At 65.9% G+C, this 17,888-nt stretch carries 16 protein-coding genes; 14 read left to right on the top strand and 2 right to left on the bottom strand.

The window, feature by feature from the left end:
• Window positions 1-14 precede the first annotated feature (14 nt).
• Window positions 15-1,082 (top strand): flagellar motor protein MotB, encoded by a 1,068-nt coding sequence (gene motB, locus UB43_RS23955; RefSeq protein WP_045216210.1) that lies wholly within the window; start codon window positions 15-17, stop codon window positions 1,080-1,082.
• A gap of 157 nt (window positions 1,083-1,239) precedes the next feature.
• On the opposite strand, the gene rsgA is transcribed toward motB, so the two are convergent.
• Window positions 1,240-2,271: a small ribosomal subunit biogenesis GTPase RsgA gene (gene rsgA, locus UB43_RS23960; RefSeq protein ID WP_045216212.1), complete on the bottom strand. Its 1,032-nt coding sequence runs from the start codon at window positions 2,269-2,271 to the stop codon at window positions 1,240-1,242.
• Window positions 2,272-2,360: 89 nt separating this feature from the next.
• Between rsgA and orn the strand changes: the two genes are divergently transcribed.
• A complete protein-coding gene (gene orn / locus UB43_RS23965) occupies window positions 2,361-2,903 on the top strand; it encodes an oligoribonuclease (RefSeq protein WP_045216214.1) in 543 nt (180 codons plus the stop codon).
• Between the two features lie 105 nt (window positions 2,904-3,008).
• Here the strand turns inward: orn and queG are convergent, their stop codons facing one another.
• Entirely contained in the window at window positions 3,009-4,070 is a 1,062-nt protein-coding gene (gene queG, locus UB43_RS23970; RefSeq protein WP_045216906.1) for a tRNA epoxyqueuosine(34) reductase QueG, read from the bottom strand.
• A 104-nt stretch (window positions 4,071-4,174) separates the two neighbouring features.
• On the opposite strand from queG, the gene UB43_RS23975 reads away from it, so the two are divergent.
• The 12 genes from UB43_RS23975 (at window position 4,175) to UB43_RS24030 (ending at window position 17,173) form a co-directional block, all read left to right on the top strand.
• A complete protein-coding gene (locus tag UB43_RS23975; RefSeq protein WP_045216216.1) occupies window positions 4,175-5,671 on the top strand; it encodes a bifunctional ADP-dependent NAD(P)H-hydrate dehydratase/NAD(P)H-hydrate epimerase in 1,497 nt (498 codons plus the stop codon).
• Window positions 5,659-6,126: a tRNA (adenosine(37)-N6)-threonylcarbamoyltransferase complex ATPase subunit type 1 TsaE gene (gene tsaE / locus UB43_RS23980; RefSeq protein WP_045216218.1), complete on the top strand. Its 468-nt coding sequence runs from the start codon at window positions 5,659-5,661 to the stop codon at window positions 6,124-6,126. Before UB43_RS23975 ends, tsaE begins: the two co-directional genes overlap by 13 nt.
• Before the next feature lie 7 nt (window positions 6,127-6,133).
• On the top strand, window positions 6,134-7,564 hold the full coding sequence (amiB, locus tag UB43_RS23985) for an N-acetylmuramoyl-L-alanine amidase AmiB (RefSeq protein WP_081515529.1): 1,431 nt from the start codon (window positions 6,134-6,136) through the stop codon (window positions 7,562-7,564).
• Window positions 7,561-9,462 (top strand): DNA mismatch repair endonuclease MutL, encoded by a 1,902-nt coding sequence (gene mutL, locus UB43_RS23990; RefSeq protein ID WP_045216222.1) that lies wholly within the window; start codon window positions 7,561-7,563, stop codon window positions 9,460-9,462. Before amiB ends, mutL begins: the two co-directional genes overlap by 4 nt.
• Before the next feature lie 78 nt (window positions 9,463-9,540).
• A complete protein-coding gene (gene miaA / locus UB43_RS23995) occupies window positions 9,541-10,503 on the top strand; it encodes a tRNA (adenosine(37)-N6)-dimethylallyltransferase MiaA (RefSeq protein ID WP_045216224.1) in 963 nt (320 codons plus the stop codon).
• A 105-nt stretch (window positions 10,504-10,608) separates the two neighbouring features.
• On the top strand, window positions 10,609-10,857 hold the full coding sequence (gene hfq, locus UB43_RS24000; RefSeq protein ID WP_017520393.1) for an RNA chaperone Hfq: 249 nt from the start codon (window positions 10,609-10,611) through the stop codon (window positions 10,855-10,857).
• Between the two features lie 12 nt (window positions 10,858-10,869).
• On the top strand, window positions 10,870-12,171 hold the full coding sequence (hflX, locus tag UB43_RS24005) for a ribosome rescue GTPase HflX (RefSeq protein WP_045216226.1): 1,302 nt from the start codon (window positions 10,870-10,872) through the stop codon (window positions 12,169-12,171).
• Window positions 12,172-12,266: 95 nt separating this feature from the next.
• A complete protein-coding gene (hflK, locus tag UB43_RS24010) occupies window positions 12,267-13,439 on the top strand; it encodes an FtsH protease activity modulator HflK (RefSeq protein ID WP_045216229.1) in 1,173 nt (390 codons plus the stop codon).
• The gene (gene hflC, locus UB43_RS24015; protein ID WP_045216231.1) at window positions 13,439-14,308 is read left to right on the top strand and encodes a protease modulator HflC; all 870 of its coding nucleotides are present in this window, start codon (window positions 13,439-13,441) and stop codon (window positions 14,306-14,308) included. Before hflK ends, hflC begins: the two co-directional genes overlap by 1 nt.
• A gap of 107 nt (window positions 14,309-14,415) precedes the next feature.
• Window positions 14,416-14,601, top strand: a complete 186-nt coding sequence (locus UB43_RS24020; RefSeq protein WP_037012084.1) for a DUF2065 domain-containing protein — start codon at window positions 14,416-14,418, stop codon at window positions 14,599-14,601.
• A gap of 34 nt (window positions 14,602-14,635) precedes the next feature.
• Window positions 14,636-15,814, top strand: coding sequence for an ATP phosphoribosyltransferase regulatory subunit (locus tag UB43_RS24025; protein ID WP_045216234.1), 1,179 nt, complete (start codon window positions 14,636-14,638; stop codon window positions 15,812-15,814).
• Between the two features lie 63 nt (window positions 15,815-15,877).
• A complete protein-coding gene (locus tag UB43_RS24030; RefSeq protein WP_045216236.1) occupies window positions 15,878-17,173 on the top strand; it encodes an adenylosuccinate synthase in 1,296 nt (431 codons plus the stop codon).
• Window positions 17,174-17,888 lie beyond the last annotated feature (715 nt).

Below are 17,888 nucleotides of genomic sequence, written 5' to 3' on the forward strand. Positions count from 1 at the left end.
AGGTCGCCTGACGCATGGATAACAACCAGCCGATCATCGTCAAGCGCATCAAGCGCTACGCCGCCGGCCATCATGGCGGTGGCTGGAAGATCGCCTTCGCCGACTTCGCCACCGCCATGATGGCGTTCTTCCTCGTGCTCTGGCTGCTGTCTTCGGCCACGCCGGAACAGAAGAAGGCCATCTCCGGCTACTTCCAGGATCCCATCGGCTTCACCGAGAGTGCCAGCCCCTACGTCATCGACCTGGGCGGCACGCCGACGCCGGCGCCGGACAAGACCCTGAATCCGCAGATCCAGGCCCAGCCGGACGCCGACGAGACGCGGATCAACCCGGACGAGAACGCCAAGGTCAACGAGCAGCAGGCACAGGACATCGCCGAGAAGGTCGAGAAGGAGCGCCTGGAGCTGCTGCTGCAGGAACTGCAGAACAAGGTCGACGAGAACCCGACCCTGAAGCGCTTCAAGGACCAGATCCTCTTCGAGATCACCCAGGACGGCCTGCGCATCCAGATCGTCGATTCGGACAACCGGCCGATGTTCGACCTGGGCAGTGCGCGCCTGCAGCCGTACTTCGAGGACATCCTGCTGGCGCTGGCCGAGACCATCCAGCAGGTGCCGAACAAGATAAGCATCAGCGGCCACACCGACGCCAAGCCCTACGCCGGCAATGGCGACTTCGGCAACTGGGAGCTTTCGGCCAACCGCGCCAACGCGGCGCGCCGCGCGCTGGAAGCCGGCGGCTACCCGGAAGACCAGATCGCGCGCGTGGTGGGCTACGCCTCCTCGGCGCTGTTCGACCGCGACCAGCCGCTGAATCCGGTGAACCGTCGCATCGACATCATCGTCCTGACCAAGAAGGCCCAGCGCGCCATCGAGGGGCAGGACGGCGGGGCTGGCAAGCCTGCAGACGGCGCGGCTCCGCCAGCTCCGGGCACCGCAGCACCGGCTGGGCCCAATGCCGCGCCGGCCAAGCCGGCAGCCGGGCAGGGCGACCCGCTGCCGCCGGAGCAGCTCAAGCAGAAGCTCAACCTGTTCGACGATGGCGGCACGCTGAAACTCGACGAGCTGAACAAGCAGCAGTAGGAAACGAAAAAGGCCAGCGGATCAGCTGGCCTTTTTCTTCACGTTTTCGCCTCGGATCGGCGAGGGGCTTTTTGTAGGAGCGAGCTTGCTCGCGAACCGGCCCCGCTGCAGAAGCTGTTCGCGAACAAGCTCGCTCCTACAGGTCTGGCGTATTCGTCTAGTACTCGTCTTCCGGCAGGCTCGCGAGGATGTGCCGGTAGCTGGCCATCCGCTGCGGCGAAATACGCCCGTCCTCCAGCGCCTTGAGCAGCGCGCAGCCCGGTTCGCGGTCGTGCTTGCAGTCGCGGAAGCGGCAATGGCCGAGCAGGTCGTGGAACTCGATGAAGCCCGCCTCCACGTCGTCACGGCTGACATGGCCGAGGCCGAATTCGCGGATGCCGGGGGAGTCGATCAGGTCGCCGCCGGCGGGGAAGTGGAACAGCCGCGCGGTGGTGGTGGTGTGGGTGCCCTTGCCGGTGACCTCCGAGAGGTCGCCGACGCGGGTGTCGACGCCCGGCAGCAGCGCGTTCACCAATGACGACTTGCCCACGCCCGACTGGCCGACGAACACGCTGACGTGCTCGTTCAGCGCGGCGCGCAGGGCGTCCAGCGCCAGGCCGTTGGCGGCCGAGACTTCCAGCAGCGGATAGCCCAGCTCGCGGTAGGTGCCCAGCAGCGAGTCGAGGAAGGGGGCATTCTCTTCGTCGATCAGGTCGGCCTTGTTCAGCAGCAGCAGCGGCTTGATGCCGGCGTGTTCGGCGGCCACCAGGTAGCGGTCGATCAGGTTGGCGTGGGGCTCGGGGCGCGGCGCGAAGACGATGACGATGCGATCGACGTTGGCCGCCACCGGCTTGAGCACGCCGCGCATGTCCGGGCGGCGCAGCTCGGAGGTGCGTGGCAACTGCGCGACGATCACGCCGATGCCCTGGTTGCCCGGGCGCCAGACCACCTGGTCGCCCGTCACCAGCGGTGGCAGGTTGGCGCGCAGGTGGCAGCGGAATACCTGGCCGGCGGCGTCGCCGTCCTGGGCCTCGACTTCCACCTGCACACCGAAGTGGGCAATCACCTGGCCGGTCTGCTCCGGGCCGAGGTCGCCGCCTTCCAGTTCTTCCAGGGCGCGTGACTCGCGCTTTGCCGCGCGCGAAGCACGTTCTTCCTGGACTTTTTCGATCCGCCAGCTCTGCCGGCGGGTGAGGTGACGCTTGGCCATAGGGTATCCACAGGGAAAATCGCGCCGCAGTTTAGCATGCGCAGGCCGGCTTCCCGCTAAACTAGAGGGCTGAGCTGAGGAGCCCCATCATGCAGAACCCGCAGAACCTGATCTGGATCGACTTGGAAATGACCGGGCTGGACCCGGACAAGGACGTCATCATCGAAATGGCGACCATCGTCACCGACAGTGACCTGAACATCCTCGAGGAAGGCCCGGTAATCGCCGTGCACCAGAGCGAGGAGCTGCTCGCCGGCATGGACGAGTGGAACACCCGCCAGCACGGCCAGTCCGGCCTGACCCAGCGCGTGCGCGAAAGCACTATCTCGGCGGCCGAAGCCGAAGCGATGACCCTCGCCTTCCTGGAGAAGTGGGTGCCCAAGCGCAGCTCGCCGATCTGCGGCAACAGCATCTGCCAGGATCGCCGCTTCCTCTACCGCCACATGCCGAAGCTGGAAGGTTACTTCCACTACCGCAACCTGGACGTCTCCACCCTCAAGGAACTGGCCGCGCGCTGGGCGCCTTCGGTGCGCGATGGCTTCAAGAAGGGCAACACCCACCTGGCCCTGGACGACATCCGCGAGTCCATCGCCGAGTTGCGTTACTACCGCGAGCACTTCATCAAAGTCTGAGCCGCTGGCTCTTTGTAGGAGCGAGCTTGCTCGCGAACCCAGCCCCGCGACAGAAGGTGTTCGCGAGCAAGAACTAGGCATCCCCCTCGCTCCTACAGGAAAGCTTCAGGCGCCGTGCCGGCCCAGCGCCCACGCCACATGCTCGCGCACCAGTTCCGACGGGAACTCCCGCCGCGCGCGCAGTGCTTCGATCACCGGGATGGTCGATGGCGCATTGCCCAGCCCCACGGCCAGGTTGCGCAGCCAGCGCTCGTAGCCGGCACGCCGCAACGGCGAGCCTTCGGTGCGGCTGAGGAATTCCTCCTCCGTCCACAGGAACAGCTCCGCCAGCGCAGCGTTGTCGAGGCTGTGGCGTGGCTGGAAGTCGCCCTGGTCGGTGGCGCGGGCGAAGCGGTTCCACGGGCAGACCATCTGGCAGTCGTCGCAGCCGAACACGCGGTTGCCGATCAGCGGGCGCAGGTCCACGGGAATCGGGCCCTTCAACTCGATGGTCAGGTAGGAAATGCAGCGCCGCGCATCCAGCACATAGGGCGCTACGAAGGCCGCGGTGGGGCAGATGTCCATGCAGGCCGAGCAGCGCCCGCAGTGCTCCGTGCCGTGCGGTTTATCCACCGGCAGCGGCAAGTCGGTGAACAGCTCGCCGAGGAAAAAGTAGCTGCCGGCCTTGCGGTTGAGCACCAGGGTGTTCTTGCCGATCCAGCCCAGGCCCGACTGCTCGGCAATGGCCTTCTCCAGCACCGGCGCGCTGTCGACGAAGGCGCGGAAACCGAACGGCCCGATCCGTTGCTGGATACGCTCGGCCAGTTGCTGCAGGCGCTTGCGGATCAGCTTGTGGTAGTCGCGGCCCAGGGCGTAGCGCGAGACATAGGCCTTCTCGGCATCGCCCAGCACCTGCGCCATGTGCGTGTCGCCGGGCAGGTAGTCCATGCGCAGCGACACCACCCGCAGGGTGCCGGGGACCAGTTCGTCCGGCCGCCAGCGCTTGCTGCCGTGGGCGCCCATGTAGTCCATCTCGCCGTGGTAGCCCGCTTCCAGCCAGCGTTGCAGGTGCTCGCCGTGGGACTCGAGATCGAGCCCGCTGATGCCGACCTGCTGGAAGCCGAGTTCGCGCCCCCAGTCCTTGATGGAGAGGGCGAGGTCGTCATAGTCGAGCGTTGAATCGTGCATGGAAGGCGGGAAACCGAAGTCCGGGTGCGTATAATTCTGCCAGACCTTGCCGGCGTCGGCCCGTCCGTACGCCAAGGCGACACATTCTGCCGCCCGGAACAGCGATGACTGCCCACGACGATCTGCCCCTGAATCTGTACAGCGCCCAGCAAGTGCGCGACCTCGACGCGCGCCTGATTGCCGCCGGCACGCCCGGCTTCGAGCTGATGCGCCGCGCTGCCCATGCTGCTTGGCGCGCGCTGCGTCGCCAGTGGCCGGATGCCGGCGAGGTCACCGTGCTGGCCGGCCATGGCAACAATGCCGGCGACGGCTACCTGGTCGCCGCCCTGGCCCTGCGCGCCGGTTGGCGCGTACGCGTGCTGGCGCTGGGCGATGCCTCCCGCCTCTCTGGCGACGCCGCCTCGGCCCATGGCGAGGCGCGCGCGGCCGGCGTGGATATCGAAGCCTGGAGCGACCGCGCCGAGCTGCGCGGCGTGCTGGTGGATGCGCTGCTGGGCACCGGCCTCGGCGGCGAGGTGCGCGAACCCTATGCTTCGGCCATCGCGGCGATCAACGCCAGCGGTCTGCCGGTCCTGGCCGTGGACATCCCTTCCGGCCTCAGCGCGGATACCGGGCAAGTGTTGGGCTGCGCGGTGAGCGCCGACCTGACCGTGACATTCATTGGCCTCAAGCTCGGCCTGTTCACCGCCCAGGGGCCCGACCAGTGCGGCGAACTGGTATTCGACGGGCTCGATGCCGATCCTGCGCTGCTTCCCGAGAGCGGCCTGGCGCGTCGACTCGCTCCGGCTTCCCTGCCTCTTCTCGCTGCGCGCCCGAAGGCCGCGCACAAAGGCCTGTTCGGCCACGCGCTGGTGGTCGGCGGCGATACCGGCATGGGCGGCGCCGTGCTGCTGGCCGCAGAGAGCGCGCTGCGCTGCGGCGCCGGGCTGGTTTCCCTGGCGACCCGCGCAGCCCATGTACCCGCTGCGCTGGCTCGCCGGCCTGAGCTGATGGCGCGCGGCGTCTCCTCTTCTGCTGAGTTATTGCGCCTCGCCGAGCGCGCCGATGTGCTGGTGGTCGGCCCCGGTGTCGGCCGCGAAGGCTGGGGGCGCGTGCTGGTCAGCGCTGCAGCGAGCCTGGAGCGCCGACAGGTGTGGGACGCCGATGCGCTCAATCTGCTGGCCGAAGGACGGGTGGCTCGCCCGTCCGGCGACTGGGTGATCACTCCCCATCCGGCCGAGGCGGCGCGTCTGCTGGGTATTTCCACGGCCGAGGTCCAGGCCGACCGGCCGAAAGCCGCGCGCGCCCTGGCGCAGCGCTATCAGGCCGTGGCCGTGCTCAAGGGCGTCGGCAGCCTGGTCGCTTCTCCGGACGGCCGGCTGTCGCTGTGCGATCACGGCCATCCCGCCATGGCGGGCGCCGGGCTGGGTGATGTGCTGTCCGGTATCCTCGGTGCGCTGCTGGCGCAGGGGCTGCCGGCTTTCGATGCCGCTTGCCTGGCGGTCTGGCTGCACGCGCGCGCCGGCGAGTCGCTCGGCACGCAAGGTCGCGGCCTGGCTGCCGCCGATCTGATTCCTGCCGTTCGTCAGTTGCTCGAGGAGTTGTGCCCATGCCTGAACTGAATCTGTTCGCCGACGGCGAAGAGGCCATGGTCGATCTCGGCCGCCGGATTGCCAAAGCGACCGGTGGGCACGGGGTCATCTACCTGCACGGCGACCTGGGGGCAGGCAAGACCACGCTGTCGCGCGGCATTCTGCGGGGATTGGGCCATGGCGGATCGGTAAAAAGTCCGACCTTTACCCTGGTCGAACCCTACGAAATCGGCGATCTGCGTGCTTTCCACTTCGACCTCTACCGCCTCGCCGATCCGGAGGAACTGGAGTTCCTCGGCATCCGCGATTACTTCGAAGGCGATGCGTTGTGCCTGATCGAATGGGCGGAGCGTGGCAAAGGCATTTTGCCAAAGGCCGACATGGACATTACCATTGTTCCGCATGCGGGCGGACGCATGCTGCGCCTCGACCCGCACGGAACACGGGGCGAAGCCTGGTGTGCCGCCCTGGCCACGGGAGCATAGAAAAAAGATGGGTTGGGGGTTGCGCCTTCGGGCGTTGTTTATCGGGGTGTCCGTTCTGCTGGCATTCTTTGCCGGCGAGGTTTCTGCCGCCACGCAAATCAAGAGCGTGCGCATCTGGCGCGCGCCGGACAACACACGCCTGGTGTTCGATCTGTCCGGTCCCGTGCAGCACAGTCTGTTCACCCTGAGTGCGCCCAACCGCATCGTCGTCGACATCAACGGCGCGCAGATGTCCGCCGCCCTCGACAAGCTCAAGCTGAACAACACGCCGATCACCGCGATGCGCTCTGCCCAGCGCTCGCCCACCGACCTGCGCCTGGTGCTGGACCTGAAGAATGCGGTCACGCCCAAGAGCTTCGTGCTGCCGCCGAACCAGCAGTACGGCAACCGCCTGGTCGTCGACCTCTATGACCAGGGTGCCGATATCGCCCCGGACGTGCCCGCGACGCCGACGCCCAGCGTGCCCGCCACGCCGGTCAGCCCTGCGCAGTCGGTGGCGAAGATTCCTGCGCCCAGCAGCGGCGGCAAGCGCGACGTCGTGATTGCCATCGACGCCGGCCACGGCGGTGAAGACCCCGGCGCCCTCGGTCCGAACGGCCTGCACGAGAAGAACATCACCCTGTCGATTGCCCGCGAGCTGCAGCGGCAGATCAACCAGATGAAGGGCTTCCGCGCCGAACTGACGCGGACCGGCGACTACTTCATCCCGCTGCGCAACCGCACCGTGATCGCCCGCAAGAAGGGTGCGGACCTGTTCGTCTCCATCCACGCCGACGCCGCGCCCAGCCGCAGCGCCTTCGGAGCCTCGGTGTTCGCCCTGTCCGACCGTGGCGCCACCTCCGAGACCGCGCGCTGGCTGGCCGACACGGAAAACCGCTCCGACCTCATCGGTGGCGACGGCGGCGTGAACCTCGACGACAAGGACAAGATGCTCGCCGGCGTGCTGCTCGACCTGTCGATGACCGCCACCATGTCTTCCAGCCTGGACGTCGGCCACAAGGTGCTGACCAGCGTCGGCCGCGTCACCCCGCTGCACAAGCGCCGCGTGGAACAGGCCGGCTTCATGGTGCTGAAGTCCCCGGACATTCCGTCGATCCTGGTGGAAACCGGCTTCATCTCCAACCCGAACGAATCCGCCAAGCTGGCCAGCGGCTCGCACCAGCAGGCGCTGGCGCGTTCCATCGCCGCGGGCGTGCGCCAGTACTTCGTGCAGACCCCGCCGCCGGGCACTTACATCGCCTCGCTGCGTGACGGCGGCCAGCTGGCTTCCGGCCCGCGTGAGTATGTCGTGCGCAGTGGCGACAGCCTGGCGATGGTTGCCAGCCGCTTCGACGTCAGCACGGCCTCGATCCGCAGCGCCAACTCGCTCAAGAGCGACGAGCTGAAGATTGGTCAGGTGCTGAAGATCCCGGGCACCTCCCTGGCGTCGCAGCAATGAGTGACGTTCGCCGCATCCAGCTGCTGACCCCGCGGCTGGCGAACCAGATCGCTGCCGGCGAAGTGGTCGAACGACCCGCCTCGGTCATCAAGGAACTGCTGGAAAACTGCCTGGACGCCGGTGCCAAACGCATCGATGTCGAAGTCGAGCAGGGCGGCGTCAAGCTGCTGCGCGTGCGCGACGATGGCAGCGGCATTCCCGCTGACGACCTGCCTCTGGCCCTGGCGCGCCACGCCACCAGCAAGATCCGCGAGCTGGAAGACCTGGAGCGGGTGATGAGCCTGGGCTTCCGTGGCGAGGCGCTGGCCTCGATCAGCTCCGTCTCGCGCCTGACGCTGACTTCGCGCACCGCCGACGCCGAACAGGCCTGGCAGGTGGAAGTCGAGGGCCGCGACATGGAGTCCACCGTGAAGCCGGCGGCCCACCCGGTGGGCACCAGCATCGAAGTGCGCGACCTGTTCTTCAATACCCCGGCGCGGCGCAAGTTCCTGCGCGCCGAGAAGACCGAATTCGATCATCTGCAGGAAGTCATCAAGCGGCTGGCCCTGGCGCGCTTCGACGTGGCTTTCCACCTGCGCCACAACGGCAAGACCATCCTCTCGCTGCATGAGGCGAAGGACGAGGCTTCCCGCGCCCGCCGCGTAGGTGCCGTGTGCAGCACGGGCTTCCTCGAGCAGGCCATGCCCATCGAAGTGGAGCGCAACGGCCTGCACCTGTGGGGCTGGGTCGGTCTGCCGACCTTCTCGCGCAGCCAGCCGGACCTGCAGTACTTCTACGTGAACGGCCGCATGGTGCGCGACAAGCTGGTCGCCCACGCCGTGCGGCAGGCCTATCGCGACGTGCTGTACAACGGCCGTCATCCGACCTTCGTGCTGTTCTTCGAGGTCGATCCGTCGGTGGTGGACGTCAACGTCCACCCGACCAAGCATGAAGTGCGTTTCCGCGACAGCCGCATGGTCCACGACTTCCTCTATGGCACCCTGCACCGGGCGCTGGCGGAAGTGCGTCCGGACGACCAGCTGGCGCCGCCGGGAGCGACCACCCTGACCGTGCCGCGCCCCACCGGCGCGGAAGCCGGCGAGTTCGGCCCGCAGGGCGAAATGCGCCTGTCCGAGACCGTGCTGGAGGCCCCGGCCGCCGCGCGTGCCTGGCAGCCGAGCGCGTCTTCCGGTGGTTCCGCTGGTGGTGGCTACAGCTACCAGCCGACGCGCCCGGACATGCCGCCGATCCAGGAGGCCCAGGGCGCCTACAAGGCCTATTTCGCCCCACTGCCCGACCAGGCGCCGCAAGCGCTGCCGGAAAGCAGCCAGGACGTGCCGCCGCTGGGCTATGCCCTGGCACAGCTCAAGGGCATCTACATCCTCTCGGAGAACGCCCACGGCCTGGTGCTGGTGGATATGCACGCCGCCCACGAGCGCATCATGTACGAGCGCCTGAAGACCGCCATGGCCAGTGAAGGCCTGCGTGGCCAGCCGCTGCTGGTGCCGGAGTCCATTGCTGTCAGTGAACGCGAGGCGGACTGTGCCGAGGAACACGGCAGCTGGTTCTCCAGGTTGGGCTTCGAATTGCAGCGGCTCGGCCCGGAATCCCTGGCAATCCGCCAGATTCCCGCGCTGCTCAAGCAGGCCGAGGCCACCCAGTTGGTGCGCGACGTGCTCGCCGACCTGCTGGAATACGGCACCAGCGACCGCATCCAGGCGCATCTCAACGAGCTGCTTGGCACCATGGCCTGCCACGGCGCCGTGCGCGCCAATCGCCGCCTGACGCTGCCGGAGATGAACGGCCTGCTGCGCGACATGGAAGTGACCGAGCGCAGCGGCCAGTGCAACCACGGCCGGCCGACCTGGACGCAGCTGGGGCTCGACGAGCTGGACAAGCTGTTCCTGCGCGGACGTTGATTTCCGTAAGGTTGCGTTCAGGAAAGTGCAGTAAACTGCGCGCCAATCGATTCAGCAGTACGCAATAACGAGCTCCCGATGTCCTTGCCTCCCGCCATTTTCCTCATGGGCCCCACCGCCGCCGGCAAGACCGACCTGGCGCTGGAGCTGGCGCGTCTGCTGCCGGTAGAGCTGGTCAGCGTGGACTCGGCACTGATCTACCGCGGCATGGATATCGGCACCGCCAAGCCGCCGCGCGAGGTGCTGGAGGAATTCCCGCACCGACTGATCGATATCCGTGACCCCAGCGAAGCCTATTCGGCGGCGGAATTCCGCGCCGACGCCCTGGCAGCCATGGCCGAGATCACCGCGGCAGGGAAGATTCCGCTGCTGGTCGGCGGCACCATGTTGTATTTCAAGGCGTTGCTGGAAGGCCTGGCCGATATGCCCAGTGCCGACGCCGCCGTGCGTGCTGAACTGGAAGCCTGGGCAGCCGCCGAAGGCTGGGGTGCCCTGCACGAAGAGCTGGCCCGCGTCGACCCGGAGTCGGCGGCGCGCATTCACCCCAATGACCCCCAGCGACTTGTCCGAGCTCTCGAGGTGTACCGCGTGAGCGGTATGTCCATGACTGCACACCGCCTGCGCCAGGCGAGTGAAAATGCGGGTCTCGGCGCGCAAGGCGGTGGACAATTACCGTATACTGTGGCTCATCTGGCGATCGCGCCTCTGCAGCGCCAGGTGTTGCACGAGCGTATCGCGCAACGTTTTGACCAGATGCTGGAACAGGGCTTCATCGCCGAGGTCGAACGCCTTCGCGCAAGGAATGACTTGCACGTGGGCCTGCCATCCATAAGAGCGGTAGGTTACCGACAGGTATGGGATTACCTCGAGGGCAAACTGTCCTACGCTGAGATGGTGGAGCGCGGCGTCATCGCCACGCGGCAGCTGGCCAAGCGCCAGTTCACCTGGCTCCGCAGCTGGAGCGATCTACACTGGTTGGACAGTCAGGCAAGCGACAATTTGCCGCGTGCCTTGAAATACTTTGAGGCGGTCTCCATATAGGCTCGAGACCTTAATTCCGGCCGTCTATCCTTGGGGTTCAGGACGGCGTTAAGCCAAATTCGACTACTACTAAATCAGTTTTTACCCTTACAAGGAGTGCGGCATATGTCAAAAGGGCATTCGCTACAAGACCCTTACCTCAATACCCTGCGCAAAGAACGCGTTCCGGTTTCCATCTACCTGGTCAACGGCATCAAGCTGCAGGGTCAGATCGAATCCTTCGACCAGTTCGTCATCCTGCTGAAGAACACTGTCAGCCAGATGGTCTACAAGCACGCCATTTCCACCGTGGTTCCCAGCCGCCCCGTGCGCCTGCCCACCGGTGATCAACCGGCCGAGCCGGGCAACGTTTGACGGGAGTCCGCCTTGTTCTTTGAGCGCCCGGGTGGTGGGGAACGGGCCATTCTGGTCCATCTGGAAGGTCAGGACCCCGAGGCGCGCGAAGACCCGCAGGAATTCCAGGAGCTGGCCCGTTCGGCAGGCGCGGAATCGGTTGCTTTCGTCAGCATTTCGCGCCATCAGCCCTCAGCCAAGTACCTGATCGGCAGCGGCAAGGTCGAAGAGTTGCACGACCTCGTCCACGCCGAGAAGGTCGAGCTGATCATCTTCAATCACACCCTTACGCCGAGCCAGGAGCGCAACCTCGAGCGAGCGCTCGAATGTCGCGTGCTCGATCGTACGGGGCTGATCCTCGACATCTTCGCCCAGCGCGCCCGTACCCATGAGGGCAAGCTGCAGGTGGAGCTCGCCCAGCTGGAACACATGAGCACGCGCCTGGTGCGCGGCTGGACTCACCTTGAGCGCCAGAAAGGCGGTATCGGCCTGCGTGGCCCGGGTGAAACCCAGCTGGAAACCGACCGCCGCCTGTTGCGTGGGCGCATCCGCCAGATCAAGTCCCGCCTGGAAAAGGTCCGCAGCCAGCGCGAGCAGGCTCGTCGTGGCCGTCGCCGCGCGGAGATTCCGGCGGTGTCCCTGGTGGGTTACACCAACGCCGGCAAGTCCACACTGTTCAATGCACTGACCACTTCCGAGGTCTATGCGGCCGACCAGCTGTTCGCCACCCTCGACCCGACCCTGCGTCGTCTGGAACTGGATGACGTCGGTCCGATCGTGCTGGCTGATACCGTGGGCTTCATTCGCCACCTGCCGCACAAGCTGGTGGAGGCGTTTCGGGCTACCTTGGAAGAATCCAGCAACTCCGATCTGCTGCTGCATGTGATCGACTCCCACGAGCCGGATCGCGATGCACAGATCGAGCAGGTGCTGGCGGTGCTCAAGGAAATCGGCGCGAACGAGTTGCCGATGCTCGAGGTGTACAACAAGATCGACCTGCTGCCGGACTTGCAGCCGATGATCCAGCGCGACGAGTTGGGCAAGCCGGTCCGCGTCTGGCTGTCGGCGCGTGAATCGCGCGGGCTGGAGTTGCTGGAGCAAGCGATCTCCGAGTTGCTGGGGGAGGACATGTTCGTGGGAACGCTCTGCCTGCCACAGCGCCTGGGACGACTCCGGGCTCAGTTCTTCGAGCTGGGTGCGGTACAGTCGGAGAATCACGACGAACAAGGACGCGCCGTTTTGCAGGTCCGCCTGCCGCGTGTCGAGTTGAACCGCATGGTGAGCCGCGAAGGCTGGCAGCCGGCGGAGTTCATTGCGCAACACACTTTGCAATAAAGCCCGGCACACTGTTTTTGGCAGCGTAAGGGGCATTCGGTAGCATAGGTGGGCGCGCCGTAGGCGCGTTTTCGCGTTATCAGATGGAGAGCGCTATGGCTTGGAATGAGCCGGGTGACAACTCGAACAAGAACGACCAGGACCCCTGGGGTGGACGCCGTGGTGGTGGTCGCCAGGGCCCTCCTGATCTGGATGAGGCCTTCCGCAAGCTGCAAGACAGCCTGAACGGAATTTTTGGCAAACCCAAGCGCGGCAATGGTTCGGGCGGTGGCGGCGGTGGTCGGGGCGGTAGCCTCGGTCTGTTCGGTATCGGCCTGGCGATCCTTGCCGTGCTGTGGCTGTACAACGCCATCTACGTGGTGGACGAACAGGAACAGGCGGTAATCCTGCGCTTCGGTCAGTACCACGAGACCGTGGGCCCCGGCCTGAACATCTACTTCCCGCCGATCGACAAGAAGTTCCAGGAGAACGTCACCCGCGAGCGTGCCTACAGCAAGCAGGGTCAGATGCTCACCGAGGACGAGAACATCGTCGAGGTTCCGCTGACCGTGCAGTACAAGGTCAGCAACCTGAAGGACTTCGTGCTCAACGTCGACCAGCCGGAAGTGAGCCTGCAGCACGCCACCGAAAGCGCCCTGCGCCACGTGGCCGGCTCCACCACCATGGACAAGATCCTCACCGAGGGCCGTGAACAGATGGCCACCGAGGTGCGTGATCGCCTGCAGCGTTTCCTCGATACCTACAAGACCGGTATCACGGTGACCCAGGTGAACATCCAGAGCGCCGCCGCGCCGCGTGAAGTACAGGAAGCGTTCGACGACGTGATCCGTGCCCGCGAGGACGAGCAGCGCGAGAAGAACCAGGCAGAAGCCTACGCCAACGGCGTGGTGCCCGAAGCCCGTGGCCAGGCCCAGCGCATCATCGAGGAAGCCAACGGCTACCGCGATGAAGTGGTCTCCCGCGCCCAGGGTGAGGCCGATCGCTTCACCAAGTTGGCCGGTGAGTATCACAAGGCTCCGGAAGTCACCCGCCAGCGTCTGTACCTGGACACCATGCAGGATGTCCTGAGCCAGACCAGCAAGGTGCTGGTGGCCGGCAAGCAGGGTCAGAACAACCTGATCTACCTGCCGCTGGACAAGATGATGGATGGCCGTGGTTCGGCAGCTCCGAGCACCGCGCCCAGCGCGAGCAGCGGCACGCCGGATATCGGTTCGCGGGTCGCCAGCGACCTGCAGCAGCGTGACACGCGTACCCGGGAGAGCCGCTGATGAGTAACAAGTCCCTGATCGCCCTCATCGCGGGTGTGGTGGTTGCTGTTGCCGTCTGGAGCAGCGTCTACGTGGTGCAGCAGACCGAGCGCGCCGTCATGCTGCGCTTCGGTCGCGTGGTCGAGCCGGACGTGAAGCCCGGTCTGCACTTCAAGATTCCGTACGTCAACACGGTGCGCAAGTTCGACGGCCGCCTGCTGACCCTGGATTCGCCGACCCAGCGCTTCCTGACGCTGGAGAAGAAAGCGGTGATGGTCGACGCCTACGCCAAGTGGCGCGTCTCCGATGCCGAGCGCTTCTATACCGCGACTTCCGGCATGAAGCAGATCGCCGACGAGCGTCTGTCCCGTCGTCTGGAAGCCGGTCTGCGTGACCAGTTCGGCAAGCGCACCCTGCACGAAGTGGTGTCGGGTGAGCGTGATGCGCTGATGGGCGACATCACCGCTTCGTTGAACCGCATGGCGCAGAAGGAGTTGGGTATCGAAGTGGTCGACGTTCGCGTCAAGGCCATCGACCTGCCCAAGGAAGTGAACCGCAGCGTGTTCGAGCGGATGAGCACCGAGCGTGAGCGGGAAGCCCGTGAGCATCGCGCCAAGGGTCGCGAGCTGGCCGAAGGTATCCGCGCGGATGCCGACCGTCAGCGTCGTGTGCTGCTGGCCGAGGCCTATCGTGAATCGGAAGAAACCCGTGGTGACGGTGATGCCAAGGCGTCGGCGATCTACGCCAAGGCCTACGCTGCCGATCCGGAGTTCTATGCCTTCACCCGCAGCCTCAAGGCTTACCGCGAGAGCTTCGCAGACAAGAAGGACGTGCTGGTGCTCGATCCGAGCAACGAGTTCTTCCGCTATCTGGAAAAAGCTAAACCGTAAGTCAAAGTCTCCGGCGGGCGGCAGCGCCCGTCGGAGAAATCGTGTTATCATGGGTCAGCCGGGAAATCCCGGCTTTTTTGCGTCCGCGAGAATGATGTACGAGAGCCATGTGGCAGGAATTCGGCAAGGCGTTCTGTCTGTTGCTGGTGCTGGAAGGCATCCTTCCATTCCTGTACCCGCGTGGTTGGCGCGACGCCGTGAGCGGGCTCGGACGCCTTGGCGACCGCAGTCTGAGACTCATCGGGCTGGGCAGCATGCTGCTCGGCACCGTCCTTCTTTACTGCATTCATTGAAGTGCCGCCCGGCCTAAAAAAGGAGAGAGGCGACATGGCAACGGTAGACCGCTGGCTGCTGCCAGATGGAATCGAAGAAGTGCTGCCACCGGAGGCGGCTCGCGTTGAAGCAGCCCGCCGTCAGGTGCTGGACCTGTTCCAGCGCTGGGGTTACGAGTTCGTCGTCACCCCGCATATCGAATACCTGGAATCCCTGCTGACCGGTGCCGGCCAGGACCTGGACCTGCGTACCTTCAAGGTCACCGATCCGGCATCCGGCCGTCTGATGGGCTTCCGTGCGGATATCACGCCGCAAGTGGCGCGCATGGACGCCCACAGCCTGCGTCGCGAAGGTCCGAACCGCCTGTGCTACGCCGGCAGTGTGCTGCATGCCCGCCCGCGTGCGCTGGCCACTTCGCGCAGTCCGATCCAGTTGGGCGCCGAGCTCTACGGCAACACTGGTTCGGCTGGCGACGTCGAAGTCATCAGCCTGCTGCTCGACATGCTCGAAATGGCCCAGGTGCCGGATGTTCACATGGACCTTGGTCATGTCGGTATCTACCGCGGCCTGGCCCAGGCTGCCGGCTTGTCTGGCGAGGTCGAGCAGTTGCTGTTCGACGCCCTGCAGCGCAAGGCCGTGGATGAAGTCGCAGCGCTGACCGAGGGGCTGCCGGGTGAGCTCGCCGGCATGCTCCGCGCGCTCGCCGAGCTGTGCGGTAGCCGTGTTGTGCTGGACCAGGCGCGCGAAGTGCTCGCGGGTGCTCCGGCCAACGTCCAGGCGGCGCTGGCCGACCTGACCGCCATCGCCGACTCGCTGGCTGCGCGTTTCCCGCAACTGCCGCTGTACTTCGATCTCGGCGAGCTGCGTGGCTACCACTACCACACGGGCGTGGTGTTTGCCGCGTTCGTGCCTGGGGTTGGCGAGTCCATCGCCCAGGGCGGTCGTTACGACGACATTGGCGCCGATTTCGGCCGTGCCCGTCCGGCCACCGGTTTCTCTACCGACCTCAAGACCCTGGTCACTCTCGGCCGCGCCCAGCTCGACGAGCCGCGCACCGGAGTCTGGGCGCCGGCCGATGGGGCTGGCTTGTGGCAGGCGGTGCAGCAGTTGCGCCGTCAGGGTGTGCGCGTGGTGCAGGCGCTGCCCGGGCAGGATGCGGCTTCGGCTACCGAAGCGGGCTGCGACCAGCAACTGCTGGCTCGCGATGGCAATTGGCAGGTGGCTGCGCTCTGAGGCGCGCCACTTCGAGTTTCCGCCGGCCGCGGCCGGCACCGAACTTCCAAGGGGACAAGAGTTATGGGTAAGAATGTCGTAGTCCTGGGCACCCAGTGGGGTGATGAGGGCAAAGGCAAGATCGTCGACCTGCTGACCGACCAGGCTGCTGCCGTGGTGCGTTACCAGGGCGGCCACAACGCTGGTCATACCCTGGTGGTCGCTGGCGAGAAGACCGTGCTTCACCTGATTCCGTCGGGCATCCTGCGCGAAGGCGTGCAGTGCCTGATCGGCAACGGCGTGGTGCTGGCGCCCGACGCGCTGATGCGCGAGATCGCCAAGCTGGAAGAGAAGGGCGTGCCGGTGCGCGAGCGCCTGCGTATCAGTCCGTCCTGCCCGCTGATCCTGTCCTTCCACGTGGCCCTGGACCAGGCTCGCGAGAAGGCCCGTGGCGACGCGAAGATCGGCACCACCGGTCGCGGCATCGGCCCGGCTTACGAAGACAAGGTGGCCCGTCGCGGCCTGCGCGTGGGCGATCTGTTCCACCGCGAGCGCTTCGCCGCCAAGCTGGGCGAGCTGCTGGACTACCACAACTTCGTCCTGCAGAACTATTACAAGGAACCGGCCGTCGACTTCCAGAAGACCCTGGATGAGTGCATGGCCTACGCCGAAGAGCTGCGTCCGTTGATGACCGACGTGACCTCGACCCTGCACGACCTGCGCCGCGCCAACGAGAACATCATGTTCGAAGGCGCCCAGGGCTCGCTGCTGGACATCGACCACGGTACCTACCCGTTCGTCACCAGCTCCAACACCACCGCTGGCGGCACCGCCACGGGTTCGGGCTTCGGTCCGCTGTACCTGGACTACATCCTGGGTATCACCAAGGCCTACACCACTCGTGTGGGTTCCGGCCCGTTCCCGACCGAGCTGTTCGATGACATCGGTGCGCGCCTGGCCAAGGTGGGTCATGAGTTCGGCGCCACCACCGGCCGCGCCCGTCGTTGCGGCTGGTTCGATGCCGTCATCCTGCGTCGCGCCATCGAGATCAACAGCCTGTCCGGCCTGTGCCTGACCAAGCTGGATGTCCTCGACGGTCTGGAAACCGTGCGTATCTGCACCGGCTACAAGAATGCCGCCGGCGAACTGCTGACCGACGCGCCGACCGACGCCGACAGCTACATCGGCCTGCAGCCGATCTACGAAGACCTGCCGGGCTGGAGTGAATCCACCGTGGGTGTTCAGGCCCTGGAAGGCCTGCCGGCCAATGCGCGTGCTTACATCAAGCGCATCGAGGAGCTGGTCGGTGCGCCCATCGACATCATCTCCACCGGTCCGGACCGCGCCGAGACCATCGTCCTGCGCCATCCGTTCGGCTGATCCTCGGCTGCACACTGCAACGGGCCGCTCATGCGGCCCGTTGTCGTTTCCGGGGTTGGGCTTTGCGTAGCGGCACGCGCTTTGCTGGTGAAACGGATTGGCGCCTTTCGCGCCAGACATCCGTTACGTCCGGAGGAAGCCCGCCGTGTCCGCCGTCCTGTCTTTGTTGCGCAGTCGCTTGCTGCGTCCCGCTTTCATCGCCCTGGGAGTCGCGCTGCTGGTGCAGCTGGCGATTGCCCTCTGGCTTACCCGTAGCACTGTCGATGGCCTGGTCAGCGATCTGGGGGTTCACCTGGGTAACGAATCGCAACGCCTGGCTGGCGAGCTGGAGCAGGCCGGTCGTGAAGTGACCTCCGGCTTGAATGATCTTTCCGCGCGTACCCGCGAGCGCCTGGGCTCGGCGCTCTCCGCGCGGCTGGAGGAAGAGCAGGGCGAGTTGCGCCAGGGCCTGGAGCAGAGCCTGCGTCAATCCGCCACCGAACTGGCGCAGCTGTTGGCCGCCGTGGCGCCCAAGGCCATGTGGGACAACGATGCTCCGCTGCTTTCGGACTATGCCCGGCGCGCCCAGGCCAATCCGAACGTGCTCTTCGTGGTCTACGACGATCCGCAGGGCCAGCACCTGACCCGCTACCTCAATCGCGAGGATGCACGGGTCCAGGCGCTGCTGGAGAAGGGCAAGGGCGAGCGCGCCCTGGACAAGGTGCTGGAAGCGGCC

This window comes from Pseudomonas sp. 21, from assembly GCF_000955805.1.
Classification (GTDB): Bacteria; Pseudomonadota; Gammaproteobacteria; order Pseudomonadales; family Pseudomonadaceae; genus Pseudomonas.